The organism is Lentzea sp. NPDC058450, assembly GCF_042721395.1.
Taxonomy (GTDB): Bacteria; Actinomycetota; Actinomycetes; order Mycobacteriales; family Pseudonocardiaceae; genus Lentzea.
Genome location: NZ_JBHXLO010000031.1, coordinates 76,154 through 91,521, shown reverse-complemented (window position 1 = coordinate 91,521; position 15,368 = coordinate 76,154). Strand labels below are relative to the sequence as shown.

Annotated in this window: 17 protein-coding genes; 9 read left to right on the top strand and 8 right to left on the bottom strand. The window is 67.5% G+C overall.

What is annotated here, in order from left to right:
• Positions 1 to 14 precede the first annotated feature (14 nt).
• Positions 15 to 671 (top strand): EcsC family protein, encoded by a 657-nt coding sequence (locus ACFWNN_RS35845; RefSeq protein WP_382444393.1) that lies wholly within the window; start codon positions 15 to 17, stop codon positions 669 to 671.
• Here ACFWNN_RS35845 and ACFWNN_RS35840 read toward each other — a convergent pair.
• The gene (locus ACFWNN_RS35840; protein WP_382444392.1) at positions 668 to 1,426 is read right to left on the bottom strand and encodes a DUF4239 domain-containing protein; all 759 of its coding nucleotides are present in this window, start codon (positions 1,424 to 1,426) and stop codon (positions 668 to 670) included. The two genes, ACFWNN_RS35845 and ACFWNN_RS35840, sit on opposite strands and share 4 nt — an antisense overlap.
• A 324-nt stretch (positions 1,427 to 1,750) precedes the next feature.
• Here ACFWNN_RS35840 and ACFWNN_RS35835 point away from each other — a divergent pair, with 324 nt between their 5' ends.
• The 4 genes from ACFWNN_RS35835 to ACFWNN_RS35820 all read left to right on the top strand — a co-directional run bounded on the left by ACFWNN_RS35835 (position 1,751) and on the right by ACFWNN_RS35820 (position 4,588).
• A complete protein-coding gene (locus ACFWNN_RS35835; protein ID WP_382444391.1) occupies positions 1,751 to 2,704 on the top strand; it encodes a DUF6923 family protein in 954 nt (317 codons plus the stop codon).
• A gap of 199 nt (positions 2,705 to 2,903) precedes the next feature.
• Positions 2,904 to 3,065: a hypothetical protein gene (locus ACFWNN_RS35830; protein ID WP_382444390.1), complete on the top strand. Its 162-nt coding sequence runs from the start codon at positions 2,904 to 2,906 to the stop codon at positions 3,063 to 3,065.
• A 139-nt stretch (positions 3,066 to 3,204) separates the two neighbouring features.
• Positions 3,205 to 3,633 carry a CBS domain-containing protein gene (locus ACFWNN_RS35825; RefSeq protein WP_382444389.1) on the top strand — a complete coding sequence of 143 codons (429 nt, stop codon included), beginning with the start codon at positions 3,205 to 3,207 and terminating at the stop codon, positions 3,631 to 3,633.
• A 25-nt stretch (positions 3,634 to 3,658) separates the two neighbouring features.
• The gene (locus tag ACFWNN_RS35820) at positions 3,659 to 4,588 is read left to right on the top strand and encodes an MBL fold metallo-hydrolase (protein WP_382444388.1); all 930 of its coding nucleotides are present in this window, start codon (positions 3,659 to 3,661) and stop codon (positions 4,586 to 4,588) included.
• Positions 4,589 to 4,673: 85 nt separating this feature from the next.
• Here the strand turns inward: ACFWNN_RS35820 and ACFWNN_RS35815 are convergent, their stop codons facing one another.
• Together ACFWNN_RS35815 and ACFWNN_RS35810 are read right to left on the bottom strand one after the other, a co-directional pair.
• A complete protein-coding gene (locus ACFWNN_RS35815) occupies positions 4,674 to 5,219 on the bottom strand; it encodes an SRPBCC domain-containing protein (RefSeq protein ID WP_382444387.1) in 546 nt (181 codons plus the stop codon).
• On the bottom strand, positions 5,203 to 5,550 hold the full coding sequence (locus ACFWNN_RS35810) for an ArsR/SmtB family transcription factor (RefSeq protein WP_382444386.1): 348 nt from the start codon (positions 5,548 to 5,550) through the stop codon (positions 5,203 to 5,205). The genes ACFWNN_RS35815 and ACFWNN_RS35810 overlap by 17 nt, the downstream gene beginning before the upstream one ends.
• Positions 5,551 to 5,798: 248 nt before the next feature.
• Here ACFWNN_RS35810 and ACFWNN_RS35805 point away from each other — a divergent pair, with 248 nt between their 5' ends.
• Both ACFWNN_RS35805 and ACFWNN_RS35800 read left to right on the top strand, forming a co-directional pair.
• Positions 5,799 to 6,764 (top strand): DUF3500 domain-containing protein, encoded by a 966-nt coding sequence (locus tag ACFWNN_RS35805; protein WP_382444385.1) that lies wholly within the window; start codon positions 5,799 to 5,801, stop codon positions 6,762 to 6,764.
• Positions 6,682 to 7,407 (top strand): endonuclease V, encoded by a 726-nt coding sequence (locus ACFWNN_RS35800; protein WP_382444384.1) that lies wholly within the window; start codon positions 6,682 to 6,684, stop codon positions 7,405 to 7,407. The genes ACFWNN_RS35805 and ACFWNN_RS35800 overlap by 83 nt, the downstream gene beginning before the upstream one ends.
• Here ACFWNN_RS35800 and lspA read toward each other — a convergent pair.
• Genes lspA through ACFWNN_RS35785 form a run of 3 tightly spaced genes read right to left on the bottom strand, consistent with a single transcriptional unit; the run spans position 7,379 to position 9,684 of the window.
• Entirely contained in the window at positions 7,379 to 7,864 is a 486-nt protein-coding gene (lspA, locus tag ACFWNN_RS35795) for a signal peptidase II (RefSeq protein ID WP_382444383.1), read from the bottom strand. The genes ACFWNN_RS35800 and lspA overlap by 29 nt on opposite strands.
• Before the next feature lie 49 nt (positions 7,865 to 7,913).
• A complete protein-coding gene (locus ACFWNN_RS35790) occupies positions 7,914 to 8,381 on the bottom strand; it encodes a YybH family protein (RefSeq protein WP_382444382.1) in 468 nt (155 codons plus the stop codon).
• A 4-nt stretch (positions 8,382 to 8,385) separates the two neighbouring features.
• Complete coding sequence (locus tag ACFWNN_RS35785) at positions 8,386 to 9,684, bottom strand: 6-phospho-beta-glucosidase (RefSeq protein WP_382444381.1); 1,299 nt, start codon at positions 9,682 to 9,684, stop codon at positions 8,386 to 8,388.
• Positions 9,685 to 9,996: 312 nt separating this feature from the next.
• Between ACFWNN_RS35785 and ACFWNN_RS35780 the strand changes: the two genes are divergently transcribed.
• Positions 9,997 to 12,021 (top strand): helicase, encoded by a 2,025-nt coding sequence (locus ACFWNN_RS35780; protein WP_382444380.1) that lies wholly within the window; start codon positions 9,997 to 9,999, stop codon positions 12,019 to 12,021.
• On the opposite strand, the gene cutA is transcribed toward ACFWNN_RS35780, so the two are convergent.
• Both cutA and add read right to left on the bottom strand, forming a co-directional pair.
• On the bottom strand, positions 12,004 to 12,318 hold the full coding sequence (gene cutA, locus ACFWNN_RS35775; RefSeq protein ID WP_382444379.1) for a divalent-cation tolerance protein CutA: 315 nt from the start codon (positions 12,316 to 12,318) through the stop codon (positions 12,004 to 12,006). The two genes, ACFWNN_RS35780 and cutA, sit on opposite strands and share 18 nt — an antisense overlap.
• Entirely contained in the window at positions 12,315 to 13,316 is a 1,002-nt protein-coding gene (gene add, locus ACFWNN_RS35770; RefSeq protein ID WP_382444378.1) for an adenosine deaminase, read from the bottom strand. Before add ends, cutA begins: the two co-directional genes overlap by 4 nt.
• A gap of 108 nt (positions 13,317 to 13,424) precedes the next feature.
• On the opposite strand from add, the gene ACFWNN_RS35765 reads away from it, so the two are divergent.
• Complete coding sequence (locus ACFWNN_RS35765; RefSeq protein WP_382444377.1) at positions 13,425 to 15,224, top strand: Xaa-Pro dipeptidyl-peptidase; 1,800 nt, start codon at positions 13,425 to 13,427, stop codon at positions 15,222 to 15,224.
• Positions 15,225 to 15,368: the final 144 nt, after the last annotated feature.

Genomic DNA, 15,368 nt, shown 5'->3' with positions numbered 1-15,368 from the left:
GTAATGTCGGGATTGTGGCTGAGTCCAAGGGTGAGCTGAACAAGGCCCAGCAGGGCATCGCCGACTACCTGCTGCGGGCGGGCGTGGACGGCTTCGGGCCGTTCAAGAGCGCACGGGAGTCCGCGTCCGACGCGCTCGTCAAGAAGGGCGACGAGGTCGACGCGGTCAAGCACCTCATCCGCACGCACGTCGCGCTGGCGGGCGCCCAGGGCTTCGTGACGAACCTCGGCGGCCTGATCACGTTGCCGATCTCGCTGCCGTCCAACGTCGCCGCCACCTACGTCATCCAGACGCACCTCATCGCGTCCATCGCGTCGTTGCGCGGGCACGACGTGGACAGCGACGAGGTGCAGATGGCGATCCTGCTCTGCCTGCTCGGGAATGCCGGAACCGAGCTGTTCAAAAAGGTCGGCATCAAGCAGTTCACCAAGAAGGCCGCGTCGGCACTTATTACAAAATACGGTACAAAGAAACTCGGCACCATCGCCGCCAAGGGCGTTCCGGTGCTGGGCGGCGTCATCGGTGGCACCGTCGACGCCGCCTCTACCAGAGCGGTCGGCGCATTCGCAAATCGCTACTTCACGCACGCGGACCCATTGCCGAAGGTCATCGACGGCGAGGTGTTGCACGTGCAGATCGAGGAAGCGGACGGAACGACCGATTCGCGCTAACTCAGGCGGTCGAGTGCGGAGCTGAACGCGTCCGGCGGGATGAGCACACCGCCGCTGAACGGGTTCTGCAGCTGGTAGATCGCGAACAGCAGCAGAATCAGCGTCGAGCTCAGCGTGACGGTGATCAGCAGCTGCGAGATCAGGTTCGGCCCGCCGAACAGGTACGGGAACAGCAGCGACAGGACCGTGCCGATCAGCAGCGCGAGCCACACGACGGGGCTGACGCCGCCGCCCGACGCGTCGAGGCGTTCCTGCCGCGCCTGGTAGACCTCCCAGAGCTGGTTCGCGGCCTCGGCCTTGCGGTCCTCCTGCCAGCCGCCGTCCGGCGCTGACTTCGCGATCGTGTCCCTGAGCTGGTTCAACGTGTTCCAGCCCGCGTTGCCGACGTCCTCGCCCTCGCGCATGCGGGGCCACTCGTCGTCGACGACCGTGGAGACGTAGGCGCGGATCAGGCCGTCGACCTCGGACTTCGCGGGCTCCGGCAGCGAGTCCGCGGACCAGGTCACGGCGACCAGCGAGTTCGCTTCCTTCTGCACCTGTTCCTCGGCGCCGTTGGCCGCGTCGAACAGCGAGATCAGGATGAACGCGGCCAGGACCGCGTGCAGTCCGGCGACGATGCTGAACACCGATCCGCCCGCGCCGAGGTTCTTCTCGCCCACTTCGTCCGAGCCGAACCGGCGGGTGATGACGACGAGAACGGCGGAGATGACGGCGGCACCGAGAACCCAGAGCGTGCCGCTGAGGTAAATGCTCAATTCGGCTCCTTTCTGGTGTGGGATTAGACCACGGTCTACTGTGACCGGTACAGCGCGGTCTGGTGAACGAGTAATGGTCAGGTGGGAATGCACGGCAACGACAGAAATACCCGGTTGTCGTATTGGGCTGCTCCAAACCGGTGGCGGAGGGATTCGCTCGCGTTGAGCGCCGTCTCGACGCTATTGGTGCTTTCCGCGCCGTTCACCAGCGCCGTTGCGCAGGCCGCGCAGCCGAACTGTGACGCTTATCAAGTGCGTTCATCCCATCGTGGAGATCTGTCGACGTTCACGAAAGTGGAACCGTCATCCGGTGGGGTGACAGAGGTGGCCCGCCTGGACTACGCGGTGAACGCACTGGGGTACTCGGCGTCGTTGGGCCGTTTGGTTGGTCTTACTTCTCGCGGGCACCACTGGTGGAAGAACCCCGCGCACGTGGTGCTGATCGACACCAAGGGCGTGGTCAACGACCTCGGACCCGTTGAGGCGCAGTGGTTCCGCACCGATGACGTGTCGGCGGGCGCGGTCGTCGGCACGACGTTCTACGTGCGGGACACGGCCAGGTTGCACGCCATCGACATCGACCCGGCGAGCCCGGCGTACCTCAGGATCGTGCGGACCGTCGCGCTCGACTGGCCCGCGATGACGCTGGACGACTTCACCGCCGACCCGGTGACCGGGAAGCTCACGGGGGTGTCGGCGGCGGGCTGGGGGCCGGGCGAGGTCGTGTCGTTCGACCCGGTGTCCGGGCGCGTGCTGAGCAGGACCGAGATCCCCGCGCTGCCCGGCAGGTCGACCTACGGCGCCGTCATCATCGACGCCTCCGGCACCATCTACGCCATCAACAACGGCTATCAGGGCAGCAGCCGTCTCTACCGCATCACGGGCACCACGGCGGTCGAACTGTCGACGGGCCCGCAGATGGGCATGATCGACGCGGCGGGCTGCCTGCCGAACCCGATGCCGCCCCGCGTCGAACCTCCCGCGCCCCGTCCCGAGGTGCCGGCGCCCCCGGCACCCGCTCCGCCCGTCCCGGCGCCGGTGCCCGCGCCCGTTCCCGTCGTGCAGCAACCGCCGCCTCCTCCCGTGGTGACGACGCCTGCTTCCGTTCCGCCGCAACCGGTTCCGGTGCGCGCCGCGCGCCAGCGACCCGAACCGCGCGAGGAGCTTCCGCTCGCCGCCGAGACCACGCCGATGACCAAGTCCCGCAAGTGGGCCATGGTCACCGTCATCCTCGTGATGCTCGGCGCCGGTGCAGCGGCAGCACGCGCCCGCGGTTAATTCGGTTGGCACGAGACGACGACGTCGCTAGCGTTGCGGACATGTTCCTCATCTGATGAACCTCCGCAGCGCTCTCGACGCTGCCCTCGCGACCTATGCCGTCGCGCTCTCTCACGGTGACCCAACGCGCGGGTCGATCTCTCACGGCCGTTCTCTTCGCCGTGCCCTTTGCACGCCCTCTTCGTGAGGAGGCTTTCGCATGCCTGACACCAGCCAGCCCGAGCCCGGCAACCGCGCCGCACGCCGTGCGCAGAAGCGGGCCAAGCAGGACCAGAAGACACAGTTCCCGCTGCCGCAGCAGCGGGCGCCGATGGTCCAGCCGCGCCAGTTCGCGACCCGTCGCCGCGGTGGTACCGCGTAGCCGACGCCGAACCGGCGCGACACCGCAGGGGGACGCGATCGAGCGCGTCCCCCTGCTCCCTTCGTGGTTCGATCTCCCGTTCTGTCCGGATCCGATCTAGCCTGAGGTGCTACCGGACCGACAGGATCGGAGGCGCCAGATGAGGATCGCTGACGTTTTGCGGACCAAGGGATCGGCGGTCGCGACAATCGACCCGGACGTCCCAGTGTCCGAACTGCTCAGAGCGCTCGCCGAACACAACGTCGGCGCGATCGTCGTGGTCGGCCCGTCCGGCGTGGCGGGGATCGTGTCCGAGCGGGACGTCGTGCGCCGGCTGCACGAAACCGGCGTGGACCTGCTCGATTCACCCGTGTCGGCGATCATGACCGCCGACGTCTTCACCTGCACACCCTCGGACACGGTGGACAGCCTCACCGTCGTGATGACCGAACGGCGCTTCCGCCACGTCCCGGTCCTCTCCGACGGCCGGCTGGTTGGAATCGTGAGCATCGGTGACGTCGTGAAGAGCAGGATCGGGCAGCTGGAGCAGTCCCACGACCAGCTGCAGGCCTACATAGCCCAAGGCTGACCGCCACCTCACTACGCTTGATCGGGTGAAACCCACCGTCGGCCAGCCCGAGCTCGTAGAGGTAGCGCCAGGAGTCCACGCCTACGTCCAGCCGGACGGCTCCTGGATGATCAACAACACGGGCGCCGTCGTCGGCTCCGACGACACACTCCTGCTCGTGGACACCACGTCCACCGAGGCGCGCAACCGAGCGTTGCTCGCCTCGGTGGCGTCGGTGTGCCCGGCACCCCCGAGCTACGTGATCAACACCCACCACCACGGCGACCACACGTTCGGCAACTGGCTGGTCCCGCCGGCGACCACCATCATCGGCCACGAGGCCTGCCGCGAAGAGGTCATCACCGCGGGCCTGCTCGCCTCCCAGGTCCTGACCGGCCCGGACTACGGCCACATCGAGGTCCGCCCGCCGTCACTGACCTACACCACGACCCTGACCCTGCACCTGGGCACGCGCGTGGTCGAACTGCACCACCCGGGCCCCGCCCACACGCGCGGCGACACCGTCGTCTGGCTCCCCGCCGAACGAGTCCTCTTCACCGGCGACCTCGTCTTCGCGGGAGGCCAGCCGTTCCTCGCCGAAGGCAGCATCAACGGCTACCTGTCCGCCCTGGAGTTCCTCCGCGCGTTCGACGCCGCCGTCGTCGTCCCCGGTCACGGCCCGCTGCTGCGCGGTCCCGAGATCACCCGCGTGCTCGACGACCTCGTCGCCTACACGACCTACCTGGCGGACCTGGCGTCCTCCGGCCACGCCGCCGCCAAGACCCCGATGGAGGTCGTCCGCGCGGCAGGCGAGTCGCGCTACTCGTCGTGGCAGGAGTCCGAACGCCTGGTCGGCAACCTCCACCGCGCCTACCACGAACTGGATGGCAAGCCCCTCGCCGAACGCCTCGAACTCCCGCGAGTCTGGATGGACATGATGGAGCTCCACGGCGGCCCCATCGCCTGCCACGCCTAGCTCATATCCAATGTATTAGCGCCTGATCCGCGTTTCCCGCTGGGTGCGACGACGACGTCGTCGCACCCCAGCGCGGCAGCAGGTTCTAGACGGCCTGGTCGATGCCGGGAGGTTCGGGGACGTTCTCGGTCTTCGTGCCCGACGGCATCGCCCACATGAAGGCGCGCATCATCGCGTACTGGAACCTCAGGCCGGCGCCGACGTCGCCGGACTCCACGACCTGCTTGAGCGCAGCGAGGATGCCCTTCCACGTGGTGTCGACCTTGTCGAGCCGCTTGACGCCGTCCGGCCAACCGGAGTTGCGCAACGTGACACGCGTGCCGCCGTCGACCTCTTCGAGCTCCCACGAGACGACGGTCCACGGGTCGTCGCGCATGGTGAGCCGTTGCGTGTGGGAGAGCAGCCTCGGCGGGTCGACCTCGACGACCCGGCCGACGACGAAGACCCGCTTGCCGTCGGTCGACCGGTAGTACAACGGCGCGCCGGGTTCGAGCGCGGAGTCGAGAATCGCGTCCATCATGGCGCGCTGCTTGCCGTCGAGTTTGGTGATCTCCGCCCACACCTTCTCGATGGGCGCGGCGATCACGATGCTGTGCAGCAGCTCGGTGCCGGGTTCAGCCAACGTCCTCATCCTCCTGTCCGGCGCTCTCGACCGTGATCTTCAAGCCGACCAGCGCCGCTGCCCAGTCCTGCTCGTAGTGCGCGACCCACCGCTGATGGATCTGCTGGATGGGCACGGGATTCAGGTGGTTGACCCGCTTCCGGCCCCGCGGCTCCACGAGCACCAGATCGGCCTCGCGAAGCACACCGAGGTGCTGCATGACGACATGCCGGCTCGTCTCCAACGCCTCGACCAGCTCGCCCGTGGTGCGCGGGCCCGTGCGCAGGACGTCGAGGATCGCGCGCCTCAGCGGATTCGCCAGAGCGCGCCAGACGGCGTCATCATCATGTGGCAACTTCATTACGTAAGTTTTTTAACACCTAACCGGGCCCGTGTCGAGCATCAGAACGCCAACACATGAGCCACAGGCGGCGTGACCAAGCCCCGAGCCCAACCCAGGAGCGGACCATTCCCCGAAACCGCCGAGGTCGAGACCAGGGCTGACGACGGCACGGTCCTCGACGCGACGATGGGCAACGTCGACGCCTGAGGCGCACAGCAGAACTGCGACCTGCTGCTTCGCGACCTCAAGGCCTATAAGTTCGAATGATGCTGCACGACGTCGCCGACGCCACGCGCCAATATATTAGTTTGCTGGCCGGTGACCAGCGCGACCAGGCGATCCGCGCGGTCACCGACGACGACCTGAGGCACCGCTGGTCGTACACACCCGGCACACGCCCAGGGCTCGCCCTCGGCGAGCTCCAGCGGGACCAACGCAAAGCCGTGCACGGCATGCTCGCGACCGTCCTCAGCCCACACGCCTACGCCCAGGCAGCAGCGGTGATGGCGCTGGAAGATGTGCTCGACCACCGCGAAGGCGGCCACCGCGACCGCCACAACGGCGACTACTGGACCGTCCTCTTCGGCAAGCCCGGTGGCGACGAGCCGTGGGGCTGGCGCGTCGAAGGCCACCACCTGTCGGTCAACGTCGTCGTCGCCGACGGCCGCGTCTCCGCGACCCCGTTCTTCCTGGGCGCGAACCCCGCCCGCGTGACCTATCGCGGCCGCGTGGTCGGCCAGCCGCTGCGACTCGAAGAGGAACTGGCCCGCGAACTCCTCGACCGCATGGGCCCCACCGCCCGCCGCCTGGCCGTCGTCGCGGACACCGCGCCACACGACATCCGCACCGGCAACGCACCACGGATCAGTCAGTCCGAGCCGGTGGGTGTGACGCCGGCCCAACTCGGCAAACCCGCGGCCGAGCTGTTCGTCGACATCGTCCGCCTCTACCTGGACCGGCTCTCGTACGAACTGGCCGACGAGGAGTTCGCCCAACTCGATCCCGAACGCCTGCACTTCTCGTGGGAAGGCTCGCTGCGCCGAGGCGAGGGCCACTACTACTGCATCCAGGGCCCGGACCTGCTCATCGAGTACGACAACACGGCCAACGAGGCCAACCACGTCCACACCGTCTGGCGTCGCCATTCAGGTGACTTCGGCGACGACCTCCTCGCCGCCCACTACGACGCGTCACGGCACACTGTCGCCCGTGGAGTGGCCCAGAACAGTTGACGCTGCCATCGCGACCCAAGAACGCCTGCGCACCCAGGTGATCACCACCAGTGCCCCTGACCTGCGCATAGACACTGTCGCAGGCCTAGACGTCGGCTACCGCAGCAATGACGCAGTTGCAGGCGTTTGCGTGGTGTTCGATGCAAAGACGCTGGTCGTCCTCGACGAGGTCGTGGTCGAGGACAGGACGGACTTCCCATATATTGCCGGGCTCTTCGCGTTCCGCGAGATGCCGGTGCTGCTGCGCGCGCTCGATCAGGTGACCGTCGCGCCGGACCTGTTGGTCGCGGACGGTCAGGGCCTCGCACACCCGCGCCGGTTCGGTCTGGCCTGCCATCTCGGCGTGCACACGGGCATCCCGAGCATTGGCGTCGCGAAGAACGCGATGGGCAGGTTCGAGCAACCCGGCCACGCCCGCGGATCGGCGAGCGACCTCCTCATGGAGGGCGACAACGGCGACGAGGTCGTAGGCAGGGCGCTCAGAACACAGGACGGCGTGAAGCCCGTCTTCGTGTCGGTCGGCCACAAGATCGACCTCGACCGGGCGTGCGCCGAAGTGCTGCGCCTGGCCCCGCGCTACCGGCTGCCCGAGACGACCCGCCGCGCCGACACGCTCACGCGGCAGGTTGCTTCGTCGGAGTGAAGCTCAGCAGCACGAGCAGGATCGCGCCGCACACCAGCGCGATGTCCGCGACGTTGCCGACGAACCAGCCGTTGTAGTCGATGAAGTCGACGACGTGCCCGCGCGCGAAACCCGGCGGCCGGAACAGCCGGTCGAGCAGGTGCGTCGTCGCACCGCCCAGCATCAACGCGAGCGCGATCGCCCGCAGCCTCGTCTGAGGCTGCATCCCGTACCGGGCGAGCATCACGACGGCGACGGCGGCGACGATGGTGAAGATCCACGTCGACCCCGCGCCGATCGAGAACGCGGCACCGGGGTTGTAGAGGAGCCTGAGCTGCAGGAACTCCCCGATCACGGGAATGGGCGCGCGGCCGGTCAGCGCGCTCTCGGCCCAGAACTTCGTGGCCTGGTCCAGCAGCAGCACGAGCACGGCGATGCCCATGACGAGTGGCACGCGGCGAGAGGTGGTGGTGTCCATTTGCCGACGAGCGTAGTTAAGAACACCACCACTCGGCATCAGACCCTGGTCACGCCTTGAACGCGTCGACGTCATCGACCGCCGCGGCGGCGTGAAACTCCTCCTCCAGAGTGTCCGACCGCTCGTTGGTGTCGTAGTCGACGCAGATGCGCCACCGTCCGTCCGTGCGCCGTGAATACGTGTGGAAGCGGCCGTAGAACGTGCGCCCATCACCATCCGCACGCGTCGACACGAGCTGGAAGATGCCACGCTCGCTCGCGGTGTCGCCCGCCACGATCCGCTCCACGAACCGGAACGAGATGCTCACCGCACTGCCGCGGTCAGCGAGGTCGGCGAACCACGACTCCGTCTGGGCCGCGAACCCGGAGAACCCGAGCACCTCCTTCGCCGGACCGCCCGCGCGAATCAGATCGGGCGAGTACAGACTCAGGAACGCCGGCGCGTCCAGCTCCCCGTACGCCAGCCGGAACGGGTGCCACACGTCTTCGTTGAGCTGCCGCAGCAGGTCGATGTCCACGACCTCAGAAGGTAGCGCCGAAGACCCCGGACAGGAGCGGATGAGCGTCAACGATCTTGCGGGCGACGCTGACGGAGTCGACGAGCGGATGCAACGCCAAAGCCTTCACCGCGTGCGCGCGCTCGCCACTGATGGCCGCCTTGATCGTCGCCCGTTCGACGACCTTGAGCGCCGTGACGAGTCCGACGCCCTCGTCCGGCACCTGGCTGACCGACACAGGCCGCGCGCCGTTCGCGTCGACGAGGCTCGGCACCTCGACGATCGCGTCCGCGTCGAGACACGACAACGTCGTCCTGTTCGGCACGTTGAGGATCAACGTCGCCCGCTTGTCCGACGCGATCGCGTGCATCAGGTCGAGCGCGACCCGTTCATAGCCGCCGCCGTCTAGGTCGTCGGCGTCGCGCTCGTCCTCACGCGTCTCGGCCATGTAGGTCTGTTCGCGTTCGAGACGAGTCCGCTCCCAGCTCTCCCACGAAGGCGCCGCGTAGAACCGCTTCTGCTGCTCCAGCAGAAACGCCCCGCGCGACGCACCGGCCCCCACTGCCTCACGCGTGAAGTAGTAGTAGTGCAGGTATTCGTTCGGAATGGCCCCCAACGTCCGCAGCCACTCGGCACCGAACAGCTTGCCCTCCTCGAACGACTCCAGCCGCGCGGTGTCGGCGAGCAGGTCCGGCAGCACATCGCGCCCTTGTACGTGGACACCCCGCAACCAGCCGAGGTGGTTCAGGCCGGCGTAGTCGAGCCACGCGTCGCCGAGATCGGTCCCGGCAGCGCGCACAACCCGTTTGCCGAGCCCGACGGGGGAGTCGCAGATGCCGATGACGCGGTGGCCGAGATACGCCGACATCGCCTCGGTGACCATGCCGGCGGGGTTGGTGAAGTTGATGACCCACGCGTCCGGCGCGTGCACTGATATACGGCGTGCGATGTCGATCGCGACGGGCACGGTGCGCAACCCGTATGCAACGCCCCCGGCGCCAACGGTCTCCTGTCCGAGCACACCACACCCCGCCGCGACGTTCTCGTCGGCCGCGCGTCCTTCGAGCCCGCCGACGCGGATCGCCGAGAACACGAAGTCCGCGCCACGCAACGCCTCGTCGAGGTCCGTCGACGTCGTCACGGCCGGAGCATCCGATATATCAGTCGCGAGTTCCGTGAGCACGCCGCCGATCGCGGAGAGCCGGGCGGCATCGAGGTCGTGCAGGACCACCTCGGTCACGCGGCCGGGCGAACGATCGGCGAGCAACGCGCGATAGACGAGCGGCACGCGAAAGCCGCCCCCGCCCAGGATGACCAGCTTCATGCCTCGACCACGTCCATTCGGGCCTCTCCCGCAGTGCGATCCACTTCGGCGAATCTAACATTTCCAGGTGCGACGGAGGCCGAACAACATCGGCCCGGAAATCAGGACTTCCAGACGTACTGCCTGGCATCGGCGCGACGACCTGGACAGGATCCCAACGGCACTTACTGCTGGTAGAAGGGGTCTTAACGTCTTCGTCGCGGGATCGCTCAAAGGGTTCCGCGCGCGACTGAAGTGTGATACAAAGAATGGCTTTGCGTTTTCGGAATGAATTTTCCGAGAAGGTGGCAATATTGTATCACAGGGGGCAAGGTGTTGGCGAGCGAACAGGCACGGATCACCTCTCTGTATGAAAAGCTCGACAAAGAACGGAACAAAGCGGCCGCCGACCTCGCGGCCGCCCTGCGGGACACCGCCATCCAGCGACTGGACCGCGAGGCCTCCGTCGAGCTGCTGAGCAGGGAAGTGGGGAAGTACCGCGCGGCGGAGGATGGGCTGTGCTTCGGCCGCATCGACTCGGCGAAGGGCGACCAGACCTACATCGGCCGCGTCGGACTCTTCGACGACGACTTCGAACCACTGCTGCTGGACTGGCGCGCACCCGAGGCGCGCCCGTTCTACACCGCCACCGCGGCGAACCCGGAGGGCGTCGTGCTGCGACGGCACTACCGCGTCCGCGACCGCGAGCTGTGCGACTTCCACGACGACGAACTGCTGACCGACACGACCGCACTGCTCAACGCCCTGAACGCGCCGAGGACCGCGACGATGCGCGACATCGTCTCGACCATCCAGGCCGAGCAGGACGAGATCATCCGCTACTCGGGCCCCGGCGTCCTGGTGATCGAGGGCGGGCCCGGTACCGGCAAGACCGCCGTGGCCCTCCATCGAGTGGCATACCTGCTGTACACGCGCCGTGAACGACTGTCGCGGCACGGTGTGCTGATCGTCGGCCCGAACACCGGCTTCCTCCGCTACGTCGGCGACGTCCTCCCGTCGCTGGGGGAGACCGACGTCGTGTTCGCGACACCCGGCGAGCTCTACCCCGGCGTCACGACCGACGTGGAGGACACGCCATCGTTGCAACGACTGAAAGGCGATATATCAGTTCTGGATCTCCTGGCCGTCGCCGTAGCCGACCGCCAGGAACTTCCAGACGAACCCATCGAGATCGAGCTGGAGGACGTCGTCGTCCCACTCGACGCGCACACAGCCGCCGTCGCGAGAGAGAAGACCCGCTACTACGAACTCCCGCACAACGCCGCCCGCATGTACTTCTTCCTCGCGCTCGCCGAGGAACTCGTCGCGCCGGCGTTGCGACTGATCGGCGTCGACTGGCCGGAGATCGAGGAGGACGTCCGCCACGAACTCCGCCACAGCACGGTCCTGCGCGACGCCGTCGACCGGTTGTGGCCGCTCCTCACCCCCGAGCAGTTGCTCGCCGACCTGTACGGAGGCCGCTGCTTCCGGATCGGTGCGCCAGAGCTGTACCGCCCCGACGCGGAAGCGTGGACGGTGTCCGACGTACCCCTGCTCGACGAGCTCGCCGACCTGCTCGGGTCCGACGGCACCGCAGAACGTGCGGCGAAACGAGAGGAGGAGGAACAGCTCGAATACGCGCGCGGCGTCATGGACGTCCTGTCCATCGACAAGCGCGCGGACTCCGACGAGTACATCGTCACGGACTTCGTCAACGCCGAGGTGCTGGCCACCAGGCACGAGGTGCGCGACCAACGCACCCTCGCCGAACGCGCCGCAGACGACCGCACGTGGACCTACGGCCACGTCGTCGTCGACGAAGCCCAGGAACTGTCCGCAATGGACTGGCGCGTACTGCTGCGCCGATGCCCCAACAAGTCCATGACCGTCGTCGGCGACCTGGCCCAGCGTCAGGCGGCCGGTGGCGTGCGCAGCTGGGGATCGGTGTTCGACCGCTTCACCTACCGCAAGCTGGAGGTCAACTACCGCACCCCCGGCGAGATCATGGCCGTCGCCACCCCGGTCCTGAAACTCGTCGACCCCGACGCGTCAGCACCGGTGTCGGTGCGCCAGGCCGGTGCCCGCCCGTGGGCTCGCCACGTAACTGATATATCGGCTGCCGTCCGCGACGAACTCGACGCGCACGCCGACGCGTGCAACGGCCGCACGATCGCCGTCATCGGCGAAGGCTGGATGCCGCCCCGCGCGTCGAAGGGGCTGGAGTTCGACGTCGTCCTCGTCGTCGAACCGCACCGCATGTCGCCCAGCGAGCTGTACGTGGCACTGACGAGGGCGACGCAACAGCTCGGCGTCCTGCACACCGAACCGTTGCCACGTCACCTACGAGGTCTCCTCTGAGACCCACGCCAGATAGTCGTCGTTGCCCCCGACCACAGGGGTGACGACGACCTCGGGCACGTCATAGGTGTGATGCGCCTTGATGTGCGCGACGAGGTCGTCGACGCGGACGGCGGTCGTCTTGACGACGCACTGCCACTCCGCGTCGACGCGCACCTCGCCGTCCCACCGATAGACACTGCGGATCGGCACGATCTGCACACACGCGCCCAGCCGCGCCTCGACGATTCCCTTCGCCAGCGACTCCGCGGCCTCGGCGGAGTCGACCGTCGTCGTCACCACGCTCACACCACTCACAGCGCGTCGATCTCCTTCAGCATCTGGTCTTTGAGTTCGGCCGGCGCGAACGACGCCCGCACCGCCGCCCTCGCGAGGCCGGCGAGCTCGTCGCGCCCGAACCCGAACCGCTCATGGCACACCATGTACTCGCGGTCGAGATCGGTGTGGAACATGCCGGGGTCGTCGGTGCTGATCGTCACCGGCACCCCGGCCTCCACGAGCCGCGGCAGGTGGTGCTCGTCCAACGACTTCACCGCACCCGTGCGGATGTTCGACGTCGGGCACACCTCGACGACGACGCCCTCGTCGGCCAGGTGTCGCAGCAACTCGGGATCCTGCACCGCGCTGACGCCGTGCCCGATCCGTTCGGCACGCAGATCGCGCAACGCGGCCCAGATCTCGCTCGGCGGCGTCGTCTCCCCGGCGTGCGGCACCATGTGCAACCCGGCGTCACGCGCCATCGCGAAGGCTTCGCGGAAGTTCGTCCTCGGCGAGTCCGACTCGAACCCGCCCAGCCCGAACCCGACCAGTCCCTCTGGCCGGTACTCGGTCGCGAACCGCGCACTCGTCATGCCCCAGTCGCGATCCCAGATGCCGGGCACGTCGAAGATCCACTGCAGCGCGACACCGTGCGACGCGAGCGCTTCCTCACGACCCGCGCGCAACGCCTCGACGAGTTCGTCGGGCGCGATGCCCGCGCGGAGGTGACTTGTCGCGCTGATCGTCAGCTCTGCGTATCGGACATTGGTTCGTGCGGCGTCACGGGCGTATCCGACGACGAGAGTGCGGACGTCCTCGCCGGTGGTGACGAGGTCGTTGACGATCCCGTAGACGTTGATGAAGTGCCGGAAGTCCCTGAACTCGTAGAACTTCCGCAACGCGGCCTCGTCGGCCGGCACCCGCCCACCGGGGTGGTTCCGCGCTAGCGCGAGGACGGTGTCGACGGAGGCAGCGCCCACGAGGTGGACGTGCAACTCGGCCTTCGGCAGCGCGTGGACGAAGTCGGAAATGTGCACGGTCCATGCTCTCAGGTCAAGGGCCGTTCGACGGGTGACATGTCTTGCAGTCAAAGGAGAGGGTGCAGGGCGAATCCCTGTCTCTGGCTTCCGCATTGGGGGTGCCTCGTGAGGGGCGCACGAAGAGTTGCACTGCTGACAGCGGTGCTGGTTCTGCCATTCCTGCCCGCGACGGCGAACGCCGCCGAAGGGCCGGTGTTCCAGGACGGCGAGGCGCAACCCGTCTTCGATCCGAAGGACGTGGTGAAGGAGAGCCTCTGGGTCCGCGCACCGGTCGACAGCGACCGCGACGGCAAGGACGACGAGGTCTACACCGAGGTCGTCCGGCCGCGCGCCACCGAACGCGGCCTCAAGGTCCCCGTCGTCTACATGGTCAGCCCGTACTTCTCGGGCGGCAACGACGTCGCGAACCACAACGTCGACGTCGAGCTGTACGTGCCCGACAAGCGCAACGGCCGTTTGCTGAAGTCCTCCTCCGATGAACGCATCACCGCCGCGCTCGGCCCGAACCCGATCACCTCTGGCCGTTACGAGGCGTACTTCATCGCACGCGGCTATGCCGTCGTCTACGCCGAATCGCTCGGCACCGGCAAGTCGACGGGATGCCCGACCACGGGCGACGTGAACGAGACGATCGGCGCGCGCGTCGTCGTCGACTGGCTCAACGGCCGTGCGTCCGCACGCACCGCCACGGGCGAAGCCATCAAGGCCACCTGGTCGACCGGCAAGACCGGAATGATGGGCGTCTCCTACAACGGAACGCTGCCCAACGCCGTCGCCTCCACCGGCGTGCGCGGCCTTGAGGCCATCGTGCCGATCGCCGCCATCTCCAGTTGGTACGACTACTACCGCGCGGACGGCGCCGTCGTCGCGCCCGGCACGTTCCAGGGCGAGGACGCCGACGTGCTCGCCGAGTACGTCTACACGCGCGCGGACCGCGAGATCTGCAAGCCGATCATCGCCGAGATCGCCAAGGACCAGGACCGCATTACCGGCGACTACAACCGGTTCTGGGACAAGCGCAACTACATGAACGACGTCCGCAAGGTCCGCGCGGCCGTGCTCGCGGTGCACGGGCTCAACGACTGGAACGTCAAGATGACGCACGTCGAGCAGTGGTACTCGGCGTTGAAGAAGGTCGGTGTGCCGCACAAGATCTGGCTGCACCAGTCGGGTCACACCGACGCCGACACACTGCGTTCCGTCGAGTGGCGGCGCACGCTCAACCGCTGGTTCACGCAGTACCTGTGGGGTCACCGCAACGGCGTCGACAAGGAGCCGAAGGCGACGATCCAGCGCGAGGACAAGACGTGGGTCGACGAGAAGGACTGGCCAGCTCCCGGCACGTCCGACGTCAAGCTGCGCCTGTCCGCCGGGGGAACCACCAAGGGCGGGCTCGGTGTTCTGCCCGGCCGCGGCGTCGAGAAGCTGACCGACGACGCGTCGAAGACGGCCGAGTCGCTGATCGACCTGGCGACCTCGCCGAACCGCCTCTCCTACACCTCGGAGGCGGCGAAGAAGCCGGTGCGGCTGTCCGGCAAGTCGACGGCGAACCTGCGCCTCGCGTTCGACCGCCCCGCGGCGAACGTGACGACGCTGCTCGTCGATCGCGCCCCGGACGGCAGGTCGCACGTCATCACCCGCGGTTCGACCGACCCGCAGAACCGTGAGCGGCCGGACAAGACCACGCCGATCAAGCCCGGCAAGTTCTACGACGTCGAGGTGCCGATCGTGCCGGACGACTACGTCCTGCAGACCGGGCACAAGCTCGAGTTCGTCGTGATCTCCAGCGACTACGACTACACCCTGCGTCCCCAGCCGGGCGCGGGTCTCTCGCTGGACCTCACGCGGACCTCGGTGGAACTGCCGGTCGTCGGCGGCTGGCGCACGCTGTTCCAGTCGTTCTGACACGTCGCCGCGCGTCGGTCTTACAAGGCCCCAGCGCCGCACACAAGCAGCCACCCCCCCCAAACCCCCCCATACACCCACACCCAAAAAACGAACAATCCACACCCCCCCACATGTGCCCAAAAAAACCACAAACCCCCCCCC

What these genes read in the sequence shown, in the direction of transcription:
- ACFWNN_RS35825 (WP_382444389.1), top strand. Translation starts at nt 3,205, where the DNA reads ATGAGGATCGCTGACGTTTTGCGGACCAAGGGATCGGCGGTCGCGACA.
- ACFWNN_RS35805 (WP_382444385.1), top strand. Translation starts at nt 5,799, where the DNA reads ATGCTGCACGACGTCGCCGACGCCACGCGCCAATATATTAGTTTGCTG.
- lspA (WP_382444383.1), bottom strand. Translation starts at nt 7,864, where the DNA reads ATGGACACCACCACCTCTCGCCGCGTGCCACTCGTCATGGGCATCGCC.
- ACFWNN_RS35830 (WP_382444390.1), top strand. Translation starts at nt 2,904, where the DNA reads ATGCCTGACACCAGCCAGCCCGAGCCCGGCAACCGCGCCGCACGCCGT.
- ACFWNN_RS35785 (WP_382444381.1), bottom strand. Translation starts at nt 9,684, where the DNA reads ATGAAGCTGGTCATCCTGGGCGGGGGCGGCTTTCGCGTGCCGCTCGTC.
- ACFWNN_RS35815 (WP_382444387.1), bottom strand. Translation starts at nt 5,219, where the DNA reads ATGAGGACGTTGGCTGAACCCGGCACCGAGCTGCTGCACAGCATCGTG.
- ACFWNN_RS35810 (WP_382444386.1), bottom strand. Translation starts at nt 5,550, where the DNA reads ATGAAGTTGCCACATGATGATGACGCCGTCTGGCGCGCTCTGGCGAAT.